The organism is Catellatospora coxensis, from assembly GCF_016862635.1.
Classification (GTDB): Bacteria; Actinomycetota; Actinomycetes; order Mycobacteriales; family Micromonosporaceae; genus Catellatospora; species Catellatospora coxensis.
Map to the genome: position 1 here is coordinate 73,460 of NZ_BONI01000037.1, position 13,546 is coordinate 87,005.

At 72.8% G+C, this 13,546-nt stretch carries 17 protein-coding genes; 8 read left to right on the top strand and 9 right to left on the bottom strand.

What is annotated here, in order from left to right:
• The first annotated feature begins 26 nt into the window (after positions 1 to 26).
• Positions 27 to 1,376, top strand: a complete 1,350-nt coding sequence (locus Cco03nite_RS21925) for a methyltransferase domain-containing protein (protein ID WP_203694037.1) — start codon at positions 27 to 29, stop codon at positions 1,374 to 1,376.
• Between the two features lie 52 nt (positions 1,377 to 1,428).
• Here Cco03nite_RS21925 and Cco03nite_RS21930 read toward each other — a convergent pair whose 3' ends face one another.
• Positions 1,429 to 2,073: a nitroreductase family protein gene (locus tag Cco03nite_RS21930; protein WP_203694038.1), complete on the bottom strand. Its 645-nt coding sequence runs from the start codon at positions 2,071 to 2,073 to the stop codon at positions 1,429 to 1,431.
• Between the two features lie 118 nt (positions 2,074 to 2,191).
• On the opposite strand from Cco03nite_RS21930, the gene Cco03nite_RS21935 reads away from it, so the two are divergent.
• A complete protein-coding gene (locus tag Cco03nite_RS21935) occupies positions 2,192 to 2,671 on the top strand; it encodes a nucleoside deaminase (RefSeq protein ID WP_239167557.1) in 480 nt (159 codons plus the stop codon).
• Positions 2,672 to 2,743: 72 nt separating this feature from the next.
• On the opposite strand, the gene Cco03nite_RS21940 is transcribed toward Cco03nite_RS21935, so the two are convergent.
• Together Cco03nite_RS21940 and Cco03nite_RS21945 are read right to left on the bottom strand one after the other, a co-directional pair.
• Entirely contained in the window at positions 2,744 to 4,165 is a 1,422-nt protein-coding gene (locus Cco03nite_RS21940) for a glutathionylspermidine synthase family protein (protein ID WP_203694039.1), read from the bottom strand.
• Positions 4,166 to 4,168: 3 nt separating this feature from the next.
• Complete coding sequence (locus tag Cco03nite_RS21945; RefSeq protein WP_203694040.1) at positions 4,169 to 4,732, bottom strand: hypothetical protein; 564 nt, start codon at positions 4,730 to 4,732, stop codon at positions 4,169 to 4,171.
• 85 nt (positions 4,733 to 4,817) lie between these two features.
• Here Cco03nite_RS21945 and Cco03nite_RS21950 point away from each other — a divergent pair, with 85 nt between their 5' ends.
• The 3 genes from Cco03nite_RS21950 to Cco03nite_RS21960 all read left to right on the top strand — a co-directional run bounded on the left by Cco03nite_RS21950 (position 4,818) and on the right by Cco03nite_RS21960 (position 6,978).
• On the top strand, positions 4,818 to 5,252 hold the full coding sequence (locus Cco03nite_RS21950) for an NUDIX hydrolase (RefSeq protein ID WP_203694041.1): 435 nt from the start codon (positions 4,818 to 4,820) through the stop codon (positions 5,250 to 5,252).
• Complete coding sequence (locus Cco03nite_RS21955; protein ID WP_203694042.1) at positions 5,249 to 5,845, top strand: histidine phosphatase family protein; 597 nt, start codon at positions 5,249 to 5,251, stop codon at positions 5,843 to 5,845. The genes Cco03nite_RS21950 and Cco03nite_RS21955 overlap by 4 nt, the downstream gene beginning before the upstream one ends.
• A 140-nt stretch (positions 5,846 to 5,985) precedes the next feature.
• Positions 5,986 to 6,978, top strand: coding sequence for an ArsR/SmtB family transcription factor (locus Cco03nite_RS21960; RefSeq protein ID WP_203694043.1), 993 nt, complete (start codon positions 5,986 to 5,988; stop codon positions 6,976 to 6,978).
• Between the two features lie 7 nt (positions 6,979 to 6,985).
• Here the strand turns inward: Cco03nite_RS21960 and Cco03nite_RS21965 are convergent, their stop codons facing one another.
• Complete coding sequence (locus Cco03nite_RS21965) at positions 6,986 to 7,948, bottom strand: hypothetical protein (RefSeq protein ID WP_239167558.1); 963 nt, start codon at positions 7,946 to 7,948, stop codon at positions 6,986 to 6,988.
• Between the two features lie 3 nt (positions 7,949 to 7,951).
• On the opposite strand from Cco03nite_RS21965, the gene Cco03nite_RS21970 reads away from it, so the two are divergent.
• A complete protein-coding gene (locus tag Cco03nite_RS21970) occupies positions 7,952 to 8,293 on the top strand; it encodes a hypothetical protein (protein ID WP_203694044.1) in 342 nt (113 codons plus the stop codon).
• On the opposite strand, the gene Cco03nite_RS21975 is transcribed toward Cco03nite_RS21970, so the two are convergent.
• Complete coding sequence (locus Cco03nite_RS21975) at positions 8,274 to 8,411, bottom strand: hypothetical protein (protein ID WP_203694045.1); 138 nt, start codon at positions 8,409 to 8,411, stop codon at positions 8,274 to 8,276. The two genes, Cco03nite_RS21970 and Cco03nite_RS21975, sit on opposite strands and share 20 nt — an antisense overlap.
• A 126-nt stretch (positions 8,412 to 8,537) precedes the next feature.
• Between Cco03nite_RS21975 and Cco03nite_RS21980 the strand changes: the two genes are divergently transcribed.
• Together Cco03nite_RS21980 and Cco03nite_RS21985 are read left to right on the top strand one after the other, a co-directional pair.
• Positions 8,538 to 9,305, top strand: a complete 768-nt coding sequence (locus tag Cco03nite_RS21980; RefSeq protein WP_203694046.1) for a hypothetical protein — start codon at positions 8,538 to 8,540, stop codon at positions 9,303 to 9,305.
• A 62-nt stretch (positions 9,306 to 9,367) separates the two neighbouring features.
• Positions 9,368 to 9,910, top strand: coding sequence for an SUKH-4 family immunity protein (locus Cco03nite_RS21985; protein WP_203694047.1), 543 nt, complete (start codon positions 9,368 to 9,370; stop codon positions 9,908 to 9,910).
• Positions 9,911 to 9,998: 88 nt separating this feature from the next.
• Here Cco03nite_RS21985 and Cco03nite_RS21990 read toward each other — a convergent pair whose 3' ends face one another.
• The 4 genes from Cco03nite_RS21990 to Cco03nite_RS22005 all read right to left on the bottom strand — a co-directional run.
• Positions 9,999 to 10,208 carry a ferredoxin gene (locus tag Cco03nite_RS21990; RefSeq protein WP_239167559.1) on the bottom strand — a complete coding sequence of 70 codons (210 nt, stop codon included), beginning with the start codon at positions 10,206 to 10,208 and terminating at the stop codon, positions 9,999 to 10,001.
• Entirely contained in the window at positions 10,205 to 11,401 is a 1,197-nt protein-coding gene (locus Cco03nite_RS21995) for a cytochrome P450 (RefSeq protein ID WP_203694048.1), read from the bottom strand. Before Cco03nite_RS21995 ends, Cco03nite_RS21990 begins: the two co-directional genes overlap by 4 nt.
• A gap of 88 nt (positions 11,402 to 11,489) precedes the next feature.
• On the bottom strand, positions 11,490 to 11,984 hold the full coding sequence (locus Cco03nite_RS22000; protein WP_239167560.1) for a universal stress protein: 495 nt from the start codon (positions 11,982 to 11,984) through the stop codon (positions 11,490 to 11,492).
• Between the two features lie 12 nt (positions 11,985 to 11,996).
• Positions 11,997 to 13,546, bottom strand: a 1,550-nt coding sequence (locus tag Cco03nite_RS22005) for an MFS transporter (RefSeq protein WP_203694049.1), incomplete at its 5' end; no start/stop codon positions are given.

Here is a 13,546-nt window from a genome sequence, read left to right on the forward strand (position 1 = left end):
GACCCCGTTGCGGACATCATGGGGCGATGGGTGCGGATCAGGTCGAGGTGCTGTTCATCGGCGGTCGTTCGGGCGTCGGCAAGTCGACGGTGAGCGCCGAGGTGTGCGTACGGCTGGAGGCGGCCGGGATCGCCCACGTGCAACTGGAGGGCGACTTCCTCGGACAGGTCTTCCCCGCTCCCGCGGGGGACCCCGACCGGTCCCGGATCGTGCTGGACAACCTCGCCGCGGTCTGGCACAACTTCGCCGCGCTCGGCTACCGGCGGCTCGTCTACACCAACACCGTGAGCGTGCTGTACGCCGACGAGCTGGCCGAGGCGCTGGACGCTCCCGTGAAGATCGTCCGGGTGCTGCTCACCGCCTCGGACGAGGTGGCCAACGAGCGGCTGGCCGCCCGTGAGCTGGGCAGCGGGCTGGACGTGCACGTCGCCCGCAGCGCCCGGGCCGCCGCGTGGCTGGACCGGGACGCCCCTGCCGACGTGGTGCGGGTCGGCACCGACGGCCGGTCGGTGGTCGACATCGCCGCCGAGGTGGTCGCCGCGACCGGGTGGTCGGCTCTGAGCAACGGCGACGGCCTCGACCGGGAAGCGGTGCGACCGAGGCGCAGGATGTCGTTCGACGGGGACGCGAGCGGCTATCAGCGGGGCCGGCCGCCGTACCCGGATGCGGTGTTCCAGCTGCTGGCCGACCGTTGCGAGCTGCGGCCGGGGGCGCGGGTCCTGGAGATCGGCGCGGGCACCGGGCTGGCGACCGGGCCCCTGCTGGCCGCCGGTGCGCACGTGACCGCGGTCGAACCCGGTGCCAACCTCGCCGAGGTGCTGAGCGCTGTCCACGGCTGCGACCGGCTGCACGTCGTCGTCGCCGACTTCGAGACCGCCGACCTGACCGGCGGGCACGACCTGGCGGTCGCGGCGACGGCCCTGCACTGGCTCGACCCGGCCACGTCGACGGAGAAGATCGGCAAGCTGGTCCGGCCGGGCGGATGGCTGGCCGCCTGGTGGACCGAGTTCGGCGACCGGGACAGGCCGACCGAGTTCCGCGATCGCCTCGACGAGGTCTATCGCGACCTGCTGCCCGGCGAACCCGGCTACCGTCAGGGCCGCTCGCACGCGTTCGACACCGACCGGTGGCGGCGGCAGCTGACCGCGGGCGGCTGGTTCGGCGACGTCGCCGTCGAGGTCATGACCTGGCAGCAGACCCTGACCCCGCAGGCCGCCCGCGACCTGTGGTCGACGTTCCCGAACATCGCCGAACTGGACCCCGACGACCGCGAGAGTTTCCTGTCCCGGCTCGCCACGATCATCGAGGACCTGGGCGGGCGGGTCGACGACCCGCGCCTGACGATCGTCTACACCGCCGCCCGTACCCCCGAATGATCGCCCGGCGTCGGCTGACGACTCTGGCCGCCGGTCGACGCCGTGGACGGGACTACTCGGCGTGCACGCCCCACTGCCCGCGGTGGATGACGTCGGCGGTGCCGCGGCGGCGTTCGGCGACGTGCGCGCCCTGGGCCGGGGTGTCCGGGGCGCGGTAGCCGATGCAGATCCCGCCGATCGGCGTGTACTCGGCGGGGATGCCGAACTCGGCGCGCAGCGCGTCGGTGTGCTTCGGGACCTCGGTGACCGCGTCGAAGTCGGGGCCCTGCTGCGGCATGATGCCGAAGAAGCAGGCGCTCAGCCCTTCGTCCACGGCGGACAGCAGCATCATCAGCGAGGCCATGCCGGTGTCGATGTGCCAGTAGGGTGCCGGCCAGCGGGCTTCGGCCTGGTCCTCCCAGCCCTTGTCCGGCTGGGCGTAGCGGGCCAAATAGGCGGCCTTGTGGGCCAGCGGGATCACCACGAGCGGGGCGAGCTGCATGGTCGGGGTCTGCGCCATCCGGGTCGGCACGAACGGCCAGAAGCGCGCCCGGTCGGCCGGCTCGGTCAGCGCCAGGAACGCCCAGCCCTGCGAGAACCCGGCCGACGGCGCGCGCAGCGCGCTGGCGAGGATGCGCTCGACGGTCTCGGGGGCGATCGGCTTGTCCGTGTAGTGGCGGACCATCCTCCGGCGACGGATCACGTCTTTGAACTCCATGGGCCGGATTGTGCCACGGGAGCTGCGGCGTCGTCCGTACCATGATCACCGGGGCGGCCGCGGCGGCAGGCACGTCGGTAGGCTGCTGCGGGATGACGTCGAGCAGTCGGGAGTGGTCGTGGTCGACGAGACGGATCTGATGTTCCTGCGGCGCTGTGTCGAGCTGGCGGAGCTGGCGTTGACGGTCGGCGACGAGCCGTTCGGGTCGGTGCTGGTGGACGCGGACGGCGAGGTGCTGTTCGAGGATCACAACCACGTCGCGTCCGGCGACGAGACCCGGCACCCCGAGTTCGAGATCGCCCGGTGGTCCGCCGAGCATCTGACGCCTGCGCAGCGGGCTGCCGCGACCGTGTACACCTCCGGGGAGCACTGCCCGATGTGCGCGGCGGCGCATGCCTGGGTCGGGCTGGGGCGCATCGTGTACGCCGCCTCGTCCGCGCAGCTGACCGCGTGGCGCCAGGAGATGGGCCTGGCCCCGGGACCGGTACTGCCGCTGCCGATCCAGCACGTCGCGCCGGGGGTGCCGGTCGACGGCCCGGCCCCGGAACTCGCCGACACGGTCCGCGGGCTGCACCGACGGCAGCACGGAGCCGCCTGACTGTTAACAAGGGCACCTTCTACATCGCATAGCGATGTGAAGGTGCCCTTCCTTCGACGGTGGCCTTCGCTGTCAGCGGTGGGAGGCGATGGTGTGAGGGACGAAGGAGGCGGTGTTGCGGGTGATGAGGCCGGCGGTGCCGGCGCCTTCGCGGATGCCCATGCCGGCCGGTTCGCCGTCGATCATCCAGACCCCGAGGACCGGGTGGTACGGGCCGCCGGGGCCGTCGAAGGTCGGCAGCTCGGCCAGCCCTTGGACGATCATGCCGGTGTCGGCGTAGTCGCCGCCGGTGGCGGTGAGGACCGTGCCGTCGCGGACGAGTTCGACGTTGGCGCCCTCGCGGGACCAGATGGGTTTGCGGGCGTAGCTGGTCAGGTCGGCGGGGCGCTGGTCGGCGAAGTAGGCCGGGAGCAGCAGGTCGCGGTGGACGGGGTCGTCGCGGTACAGCTCCCACAGCACCGGGAGCAGGGCCTTGTTGGACCACAGGGCGGCGGTCCACGGGGGCTCGATCCAGACGGTGCCGCGTTTGGTGGGGTCGGCCATGTTCGCGAAGATGGGGCGGCCGCCCTCCTCGTGCCACAGCCACTCCCACGGGTACAGCAGGAAGATGACGTCGATCGGGGTGGCGGGCGCGCCCTTGCTGGGCTCGTACACGATGCGCCCGTCGGCCATGTCGACGCCGATCTGCGCCACCTCGATCAGCTCGACCGGGTAGCCGGCCTGCCGGGCCGTCTCGGCGAGGTAGCCGGCGTTCATGACGTCCTCGCCGGAGGCCTCGGTGCCGTCGTAGGCGAAGTACACCGTGGGGCGCTGCGGCAGCCAGGGGCGGGCGGCGACGAGTTCGCCGAGGTTGCGCCGCCAGGCGTCGATGAGGCGCTCGTGCACGCTGGTCCACTGCCGGTCGAAGTGGTGGGTGTGGCCGGTGTCCTCCAGCCAGCGCCACTGCACGACCGCCGCCTCCAGCAGCGACGTCGGCGTCTGCGCGTTGTACTCCAGCAGCTTCGGGGTGGTGCCGCGGCCGCCGTACCAGATGTCGAAGCGGCCGTAGACGCTCGGCGAGAAGTCGGGGCTCTGCCGGGTGTGCGCGTGCGTGCCGAACAGGTCCTTGTCGCCGTGCGTCCAGGTCTGCGGGCTGTTGTCGTACCAGGTGCGGATGACCTGCTCGTGCACGTACTCGGGCACCCCGGCGCGGCTGAGCAGGCAGGTCGACGGGGTGCACACCGAGGTCAGGTAGGCCTCGCGGCGCACCGCGGGGTCGGTGCGCGGGCAGCGCTCGACGATGTGGTCCCCGGCGGCCACGCACATCCGGTGCAGGGTCGCGGCGGACTGCTCCAGCAGCAGGATCTCGTCGAGGTCGAAGTCGTAGAACGGGCCCTCACGCCAGTACGACGCGACGGAGCCGTCGGCCGACACCGTGTCGTTGAACACCAGGCCCAGCGAGCGGTTGGTCTCCGCCCAGCCGGGCCTGGGCCCCTCGTGGTTGACGCGGCGCACCGCTCAGCTGCCCGCGGTGGTGCCGGAGCCGGTGCCGCCGACGATGCCGGAGCGCACGGTGCTGCCGTTGGTGACCCGCGACGGCAGGCCCCACTGGCTGCGGGTCGCGGTGTCGCCGGCGCTGAACATGTCGCCGCCGGTGGGCAGCCGGTCGCCGATGCGCAGCGTGCGCGGGAACGCGGTGGAGTAGGCGAGGTAGTACGGCCAGTCGGCGCCGTAGGCGCGGTCGCCGTCGCACTCGATCGGGTCGACGACGACCTCGTACTCGTCGACGCAGTAGAAGACGTAGCCGTCCTCGTAGACGGGCTGCACGACGACCGGGGCGGCGGTGGTGCGGACCGGCGAGGGTGTGGCGGCGGGGCTCAGCGTGGTCGCCGGCGTCGGCGAGGGCACGGCCACCGGCTGGGGCACGTACGACGGCTGCTGGTAGTCGATCGCGCTCGGCTGGTACACCGGGTCGTCCGGGGCGCTCGACCCGAAGCCGCAGGCGGCCGAGCCCCCCGCCAGTCCCAGGAACGCCGCGCTCAGTGCCACGCTGCGCGATCTCAGCCGTACGCCGTCTGCCATGTCTGCCTCTCCCCGTGTGCCGGATGTGGGTCATCACTGTGGCAGGGGACTGCAAGCCGCCCAAGGTTGATCTAGGGTGAGCCGAATGGAGGACAACCCTGTACAGCTGGCCGTGGTGATGCTCGTGAACCGGGCGGGCGAGTTGCTGCTGCAGTTGCGCGACGAGCACGCCCCGAACTTCCCGAACATGTGGGCGCTGCCGGGCGGGCACATCGAGCCGGGCGAGACGCCGGAGCAGGCCGCGCCGCGCGAGCTGATGGAGGAGGCGTCGCTGCGCCCGGACTCCCCGCTGCGGCTGTTCCTGGTGCAGCCGGTGCCCGAGCACCACCGGGTGAAGCACTACTTCTACGGGGTGACCTCGGCGGTGCAGGACGACGTGGTGCTCGGCGAGGGCGCGGCGATGGTGTTCACCCCGGCCGACCAGGTGTTCGAGGGGCGCGAGTTCACCCCGGGCACGGCCCTGGCGATCACCGAGTTCCTGGCCTCGGCCGAGTACGCCGAGCTGCGGGAGCGGGTATGACGGCGAACCGTTTCCTGTACCTGGTCCGCCACGGCGAGGCGGACGCGCTGGGCGAGCTGACCGAGGCCGGGCTTGAGCAGGCGCGGCTGACCGGCGAGCGGCTGGCGTCGGTGCCGTTCGCATCGGTGCAGCACAGCCCGGTGCGACGGGCCGCGCACACGGCCGCGCTGATCACCGCGCACCTGCCGGGGGTGCCGGTCGAGGAGTCCCCGCTGGCCGGCGACTACGTGCCGTACCTGCCGCCGGCCGCGGAGCTGCCCGCCCCCGCCAGGGGCTTCTTCGACGGCTACTCGCCTGCCGAGATCGCCGAGGGCGCGGCTCTGATCGAGGCCGCGCAGGCGCGCTACACGGCGCCCGCCGACCACGACACCCACGAGCTGGTGGTGACGCACAACTTCCTGATCGGCTGGCTCGTGCGGCACGCCCTGGACGCCCCGCCCGCCCGCTGGGTCGGCATCAACCAGGCCAACTGTGCGATCACGGTGCTGCTGTACCGGGCGGACCGGCCGCCGTCGCTGGTGTCGTTCAACGACCTCGCGCACCTGCCCGCCCGCTTGCGCTGGACGGGTTTTCTGCCGGCGCTGCACGTCTGATCATGGACGTGGGACTGGTGTTCGATCCATGACAACCAGTAACCTGCCCCGGAGCGGACAAGCGGTGGTGGAAGAGGGGCGGCTGCATGGACCGGACCCAGCGCGGACCCGGCCGGGCCTGAGAGGTCTCGCGGATCGCCGTGTACTCCATCCATTTCACCTCGCGCGACCTCATGCAGACGCGGATCGTCACCGCGCCCGATCCGCTGTGGGAGATCACGCTCAGCTCGCACCTGCTCGCCCGGCGCAATGAGGATCCACTGCTGCTGGGCTGGCACCGGTCGGCCCAGCAGTCCCTCCGGCCCGGCACGGCACTGCGCGGCCGCGCCGAGCTGTTCCTCGGCGTCAACTGGTCGCACGGCGACTTCCCGGACTTCCTCACCCCGCGCCTGCGTGAGGGCGGCGTCGACGACGGGCTGGAGGCGATCGGCGGCACCTGCCCGCACCAGCTGCGCCGTGACGTGGCGGTGGTCGCCGCCGAACGCGGCACGCTGCCGGCCGCGGCCCAGGACCTGGGTGCGGGACGCACGGCGGCGCTGCGTGAGCTGACCGCCGGCATGCGCGAGTACTACGACGCCGTGGTGCGGCCGCAGTGGAGCTGGGTGACCGCCTCCTTCGCCGCCGACCACGCCTCGCGCAGCCGCGTCGTCGCCGCCGGGGGTCTGGCCGCGCTGCTCAACTCGCTGCACCCGTCGCTGAGTTTCGAGGACGGCGTACTGCGGATCGCAGACTACCCGCGCGACCGGGACCTGCACCTGGGCGGCCGCGGGCTGGTGCTGGTGCCGTCGTTCTTCAAGAGGGCCACCCGGCCGATCACGCTGATCGACGACGACCTGCCGCCGGTGCTGGTGTACCAGGTGGACCGCGGCACCGGCCTGATCGCGGCCCGGCAGCACGAGGCGCTGTCCGCGCTGGTCGGCCGCACCCGCGCGGCGATCCTGGAACTGTGCGCGGAGGGCGGCTCGACCAGCTCCATCGCCGCGCGGCTGAACCAGTCGCCGAGCACCGCCAGCGAGCACCTGGCCGTGCTGCGCCAGGCCGGGCTGGTCTTCAGCGAGCGGCGGCGCAGCAGCGTCGAGCACCGGCTCGCCCCGCTGGGCATGGCGCTGCTGGAGGGGCGGCCCGGCCAGTGATCGGAGCCTAGGCCGGGCGCGGCCGCGCGAACAGGAGCGCGAGCAGCACCGGGAACTCCAGGTACGCGTGGTAGCTGGCCAGGGCCTGGTACATGGTGCGGCCCTGGCCGTAGTCGACCAGGAACAGCCCGCCGAGCACGAGCGCCGCGGCCGCGCCCAGCGCCCACGGCCGCCACCCGGCCAGCCAGGGCACCCGCTGCTCGAACGCGGCCGCGGCGTCGGGGGCGAACCGCGGCAGGAAACCCAGCCACACCACGTAGTGCATGGCCTGCAGGAACGCGAACACGGCGAGGAAGCGCAGCCCGGCGGTGAGGCCGGGTGGGCTGACCGGCGCGGCGATCGACTCGGGGGTGCCGGCGAACGCCACGACCGCGGCCGACCCGTCGGCGAGCAGCGGGTCGAACACCCCGGCCAGCAGCAGCGCGGGCACCAGCAGCACCCAGCCGAGCTGGGCGGCGCGGAACAGCGCCCGCTCGCGCCCGGCCAGCCGCCGGGACCACTCCCACAGGAAGAACAGCGGCACCACGTTGTGCAGATGGGCCAGCACCACGAAGTGGTACGCGGGCCAGGTCAGCGACACCGCCGCCGCCCCGGCCAGGCCCAGTCCCGCCGGGGCCAGCCACCGGCGCGGCACCGCGTGCCAGACCCCGGCGGCCAGCACGCCGTAGCAGAGCACGATCTCGGGCACCCGCAGCGCCAGCAGGCGGCAGAACACGATCGCGGTGACCAGTGCCAGCGCGGTCCACAGCAGCCGTCCGGTGAGGACGTGCGCGAACCGGCCCGCGACGTAGCGCAGCTCCAGCACGTTGTGCAGCACCCCGAACGCGATCAGCCCGAGGACCGTGGTCGCCAGCGGGGCGCGCAGCGCCGCGGCCAGCGCCACGGCCGCGCAGGCGGCGAACCCGAGCGCGAGGCCGGCCGCGCGCGGCGGCGCGGGGGTGCGTGGGGCGGGCAGGGCGGCTACCGTCATGCGATGCTCCGTTACCCGGCCGCGCTGGCGCTGACGCTGGCCGTCGAGATCCCCGTGTACGCGGCCGCGCTGCGCTGGGGCTGGGCGGTGACCTGGCGGCGGGCGGCGCTGTGCGCGCTGGGCGTGAACCTGGCGACGCATCCGCTGCTGTGGTGGCTGCTCGCGCCGTGGACCGGGCGGTCCGCGTACCCGCTGGTCGTGGTCGTCGCGGAGGCCGTGGTGTGCGGCGCGGAGGCGGTGCTGCTGGTCTGGTGGCTGCGGCGGCGCGACCCGCTGCTGGCGGTGCTCGCGGTCGCCGCGAACGCCGCCTCGGTGCTCGCCGGGCTCATTTACGCGAGCGCTTGACCAGCACGACGACCAGGACGACCGCGGCCGCGGCGAACAGCAGGCAGACGCAGACCGCGGCCAGGCCGAGGCCCGCGTACTCGGGCTCGGGGGCGACGTCGGCGAGAATTCTCGGCATCGGTCCAGTATCCCGATCAAGGCAAGCCCGTCCACCGGCCGAACGTGGCGTCCACGATGGCCGGTCGCCGCGACATCCGCCCGCAAGCCGCGCCGCGCGGAGGTGGACCATGTGGTCAGATGAGCCATGGGCGACGGTTGGCACGAGGTGGCGCGCGACGAGGCGGACTGGCTGGCCGAGTTGCGGCCGGACGGCGAGCTGACCGGTTACGACCCCGGCGGGCGGCCCGACGCGGCCTGGATCCTGCACGCGATGTACGAGTGGGAGTCCGGCGCGACCCGCACCACCCACCAGGACCTGCGCCGCAGCCTGCTGGACGCGCACCTGGTCGAGCCGGAGCTGGTCGGCGGGATCAACCTCGACGAGTGGGGCGTCGTCGACACCGGCGGGGCGATCGGCCGCTCGCAGCACCCGGGGCCGGGCTGGCGGCGGCTGCGCTGGGCGGAGCTCGCGGCCCGCACCGACGAGCCGGTGGTGCCGCCCGGCAGCCCGCCGGACTTCCGCAGCCTGCCCGGCTCCCATCCGGACGGCAGCTGGCCCGCCAGCATCGAACCGCCCGGCGAGGGCTCGCTGGACCGCGAGGGCTGGTCCCGCCTGGTCGGCGTGTTGACGGCCTGGTCCGGTCCGGACACCCCGTGTTTCGCGTACATCGCCCGCGGGGCGGCGCCCGACGAGTCCCCGCACGTGCTGGCCGGGCCGCTCAGCGCGGCGGTCGCGCTCTACGACGACGAGCGCGGCAGCGGCTCCCCCGCGAACCTGTGGCCCGCCGACCGCTCCTGGGTGACCTGGTCCGACTGGGACCTGTGGGGCACCAAGGTCGCCGGCCCGCCCGCCCTGATCGATTCCCTGCTGGCCGACCCGGACCTGGAAACCCTCCGCCTGCCCTGGTGCTGACCCGGCCCCGGATCCGCACCCTGCCGCGATGCGGCCGGCGTTCGGGCCGCAGACTCTGCGCCATGTACGAAGCCACGCTTCCGGTGCCGCCGACGTTCGACGAGCTGAGCAGCTGGGCCGGGCCACAGCGCGTCGTCCGGGCGACCGCTGCCGGTCTGGCGTCCTGGCGGCTGCCGGCCGAGCAGGTGGACGCACTCGTCTCATCCGGAGTCCCCGTCCTGGACTCGATCGTGGAGGACGTCGTCCTTCGGCGGGAGGCGCGCTGGTACCGGCTGGCCCAGACGTCGCCCACCACGTCGGACTGGTTCTTCACCGCCGAACCCGACAGCGGGCGCGTCTTCCAGCGGTACGACGGGAACGACGGAGCCCGGCTCGTCAACTCCTCGATCAACCACTGGCTGTGCTCGCTGCACTGGTTGGGTTCGTTGTTGGCGACGTCGCACGCGATCGCGCACTGGGATGAGTCGGGAGAACTCGAAGAGGCCGCGCAGGGCGAGATGGAGCAGCTGCGTGACCGGATCGGGCGGCTCGACCCGCCGGCCGTCGCCGGTGGCCGCCATGACCGGCTGTTCTGGCCGGCAGTGCTGGACCGTTGGCTGTACTGAACCAGCCGGCGGAGGTGTCCTTGCGCGCGGTCACATCTTTCTTGATGTGGTCACAGCAAGAAAGATGTGACGGCGCGGCAGGACACCGTCAGTCTTCGTCGACCTCGATCGCGGCGGCGGGGCAGTTGTAGGCGGCCTCGCGTACGGCGTCGTGCTCGGACTCGGGTGGTTCGGCCTGGCGCAGGACGACCAGGCCGTCGGTGTCGTCCTGGTCGAAGACCTCGGGCGCGGTGCGTACGCAGTTGCCCGAGCCGCAGCACGCGTCCCGGTCGACGGCGACCCGCAGCCGTGCGCTCACCACGTCACCGGTAGCCGTTGCACGCCGAACACGACCGCGTCGCGGTAGCGCACGTCGTCGGCCTCCACCGCCAGGGCCAGGCCGGGCAGGCGGGTGATCAGCTCGGACAGGGCGATGCGCAGCTCGGCGCGGGCCAGCGGCTGGCCGATGCACTGGTGGATGCCGAACCCGAACGCCATGTGCTGGTGCGAGCCGCGCTCCAGGTCGAACTCCTCCCCGTCGGGGAACACGTCGGTGTCGCGGTTGGCGGCCGACAGCAGCGCGATGACGCCCTCCCCGGCGGCGATGCGGTGTCCGCCGACCTCGGTGTCGGTGATCGCGACCCGGGTCAGGCCGGTGCGCACGATGGTCAGGTAGCGCAGCAGCTCCTCGACGGTGTCGTCGATCAGTTCGGGGCGCTCGCGCAGCCGGCGTAGCTGCGCGGGGTGCTCCAGCAGCACCAGCGTGCTCAGGCCGATCATGTTGGAGGTGGTCTCGTGCCCGGCGATGAGCAGCAGCACGGACAGCCCGACCAGCTCCTCCTCGGTCATCTCGCCGGTGGCGACACGTTCGGCGGCCAGGCGGCTGATCAGGTCCTCGCCCGGCTCGCCGCGCCGGGCGGCGATCAGCCGGGTCAGGTAGTCGCGCAGCTCCTCGATGGCGTCGCGGGCCTGCTCCGGGGTGCTGGACCAGGCCAGCAGGATGCGGCTGCGCTCCTGGAAGTAGTCGTGGTCGGTGTACGGGACGCCGAGCAGGTGGCAGATCACCATCGACGGGACCGGCAGCGCGAAGTGCTCGACCAGGTCGGCGGGCTGCCCGGCGGCGCGCAGCTCCGCCAGCCCGTCGATCACGGTCTGCCGGATCAGCGGCTCCAGCGTGCGGATGTGCTTGATCATGAACTCGGGGGTGAGCATGCGGCGGAACTTGGTGTGCTCGGGCGGGTCCATGCGGATCAGCGAGCCGTCGGGGCGGCGCGGCATGTCCTCGGGGATCGGCCGGATCAGCGGGAACCCCGGCCGGGTGAAGTCGCTGGAGAAGTCGGGACTGCGCAGCAGCTCGCGCAGGTGCTCGTGCCGGGTGAACAGCCAGGCCTGCTGGCCGGTGGGCAGCCGCACCCGGCCCACGCCGTCCGGGCCGAGGTCGGGCAGCAGCGGTTGGAGCCCCGCGTTGCCGAACGGGTACGTCAGGACGTTCGTGGCCAGCGTGTCGGACATGTGAGACTCCCCCGTCGAACCCCCAGGACCACTCCAAGTTACTAGCATTTGCCCGGTTTGGCAGAGTTCTGGCCGACCGGCCGGCTGGTCAGGGAACCACCACCACCGGCCAGCGGCCCTGCTTGACCAGCCGGGTCGCCACCGAGCCGACGAACCGGTGCCCCGCCTGCGCGGACGCCCCGACGACCAGCATGTCCGCTTTCAGCTCGTCGGCCGCGGCGCGCAGCTCGGCGTACGGATCACCGCGGCGCATCATGAACGTGACGGGCAGGCCCATCTCCTCGGCCGCCTGGCGCACCTGTGCCCGCAGCTCCCCGGCCAGCTCCTCGGCGGTCTCGACCGCCGCCGCGGCGGCCTGGCCGTAGATCGAGGCGACGAGTCCGGCCGACTCCCCCACGAACACCACGACCAGGCGGCTGCGCTGGCGGCGGGCCAGCCCCGCGGCGTACGCGGCGGCCCGCTCCGACGGCGGGCTGCCGTCCACGCCCACCATGATCACGCGTGGGCCGTCGGTGCCGCGCTCGAAGGCGCACGGGGCGGCCGCCGGGCCGTAGTGCTCGGTGCGCTGCCGCGGGAGGTTCACCGCCCGCCCCGCTCAGGCCCGGCCGAGCGCGGGTTCGGTGTCGGTGAACCGGGCCGCGGCGGTCGGCGCGTGCGCGTGTGCCGCCACGGTCGACATGTTGGCGTATGCCGGTGCAGGAGCGTGGGCACGGGCGTCGGCGTGCGACGGGACCGGGACCGCGGGTGCGGGGGTGACCGGCTCGGGCGCCGGGGCACCCGAGCGCAGGGTGATGTCGGGCAGCAGCAGCGCGGCGATGACGCCGACCGCGCCGATGGCCGCGGAGATGAGAAAGATGTGGCCGGTCGCGTCGCCGTACGCCTCGCGGACGATGGTCTGGGCGATCGGCGGCAGGGTCTTGAGGTTCAGCGAGCCGCCGCCCGAGCCCGCCGGCAGACCCGCCGCGGCCAGGTGCTCGGCGATGATCGACTGCACCCGGTTGGCCAGCACCGCACCGAGCACCGAGACGCCGATGGTGCCGCCCAGCGAGCGGAAGAACGTCACCGAGCCGGTGGCCGCGCCGAGGTCCTTCATGGCGGCGGTGTTCTGCACGGCGAGCACCAGGTTCTGCATGGTCATGCCGACGCCCAGGCCGACGAGCAGCATGCCCACGCCGATCACGGTCAGCGGCGTGGCGTGGTCGATGAACGACAGCCCCAGGAAGCCCGCGACCAGCACGATCGCGCCGGTGACGATGTATGGCTTGACCTTGCCGGACTTGGTGACCATGCGGCCGGTGACGGTCGAGGAGACGAGCACGCCGAACATGAGCGGCATGGTGAGCAGGCCGGCCTCGGTCGGGGTGTAGCCGCGGCCGATCTGGAAGTACTGGCCGAGGAAGACCGAGCCGCCGAACATGGCCATGCCGACGGCGAGGCTGGCGAGGATGGACAGCGCGGGAACGCGCTTGCTGATCACGTTGATCGGCACGACGGGGCTCTCCGCCCGCAGCTCCACCCAGACCGCCCCGGCCAGCACCAGCAGCGCCGCGCCGACCATGGCGAACGTCTGCCAGGACAGCCAGTCGAACGAGTTGCCGACGAACGACACCCAGACCAGCAGGGTGCTCACACCGATCGCGATCAGGGCCGCGCCCAGGTAGTCGATCTTCGCCTTGACCCGGGCCGTACGGGGCAGGTCCAGGGTCAGCCACAGCAGCGCGAAGGCGATCGCGGCGATCGGCACGCCGATGAAGAAGCACCACCGCCAGCCCAGCCACGAGGTGTCCACGATCAGGCCGCCCAGCAGCGGCCCGGCCAGCGTCGCGACGGCCATCACGCCGCCGAGGTAGCCGTTGTAGCGGCCGCGCTCACGCGGCGGGATCATCGCCGCGATCACGATCTGGACCAGGGCCTGCAGGCCGCCCACGCCGATGCCCTGCACCGCGCGGGCCGCGATGACCTGGCTGGTGTCCTGGGCGAAGCCGCTGAGCAGCGAGCCGATCACGAAGATCACGATGGCGATCTGCACCAGCAGCTTCTTGCTGAACATGTCCGCCAGGCGGCCCCAGACCGGGGTCGTCGCGGTGGCGGCGAGCAGGGTCGCGGTGACGACCCAGGTGTACTGCGTCTGCGTGCCGTTGAGCT

Excerpts from the sequence above, each read along its gene's own strand:
- Cco03nite_RS21925 (WP_203694037.1), top strand. The coding sequence starts at position 27 with ATGGGTGCGGATCAGGTCGAGGTGCTGTTCATCGGCGGTCGTTCGGGC.
- Cco03nite_RS21930 (WP_203694038.1), bottom strand. The coding sequence starts at position 2,073 with ATGGAGTTCAAAGACGTGATCCGTCGCCGGAGGATGGTCCGCCACTAC.
- Cco03nite_RS21945 (WP_203694040.1), bottom strand. The coding sequence starts at position 4,732 with ATGGCAGACGGCGTACGGCTGAGATCGCGCAGCGTGGCACTGAGCGCG.
- Cco03nite_RS21950 (WP_203694041.1), top strand. The coding sequence starts at position 4,818 with ATGGAGGACAACCCTGTACAGCTGGCCGTGGTGATGCTCGTGAACCGG.
- Cco03nite_RS21955 (WP_203694042.1), top strand. The coding sequence starts at position 5,249 with ATGACGGCGAACCGTTTCCTGTACCTGGTCCGCCACGGCGAGGCGGAC.
- Cco03nite_RS21965 (WP_239167558.1), bottom strand. The coding sequence starts at position 7,948 with ATGACGGTAGCCGCCCTGCCCGCCCCACGCACCCCCGCGCCGCCGCGC.
- Cco03nite_RS21970 (WP_203694044.1), top strand. The coding sequence starts at position 7,952 with ATGCTCCGTTACCCGGCCGCGCTGGCGCTGACGCTGGCCGTCGAGATC.
- Cco03nite_RS21975 (WP_203694045.1), bottom strand. The coding sequence starts at position 8,411 with ATGCCGAGAATTCTCGCCGACGTCGCCCCCGAGCCCGAGTACGCGGGC.
- Cco03nite_RS21980 (WP_203694046.1), top strand. The coding sequence starts at position 8,538 with ATGGGCGACGGTTGGCACGAGGTGGCGCGCGACGAGGCGGACTGGCTG.
- Cco03nite_RS21985 (WP_203694047.1), top strand. The coding sequence starts at position 9,368 with ATGTACGAAGCCACGCTTCCGGTGCCGCCGACGTTCGACGAGCTGAGC.
- Cco03nite_RS21995 (WP_203694048.1), bottom strand. The coding sequence starts at position 11,401 with ATGTCCGACACGCTGGCCACGAACGTCCTGACGTACCCGTTCGGCAAC.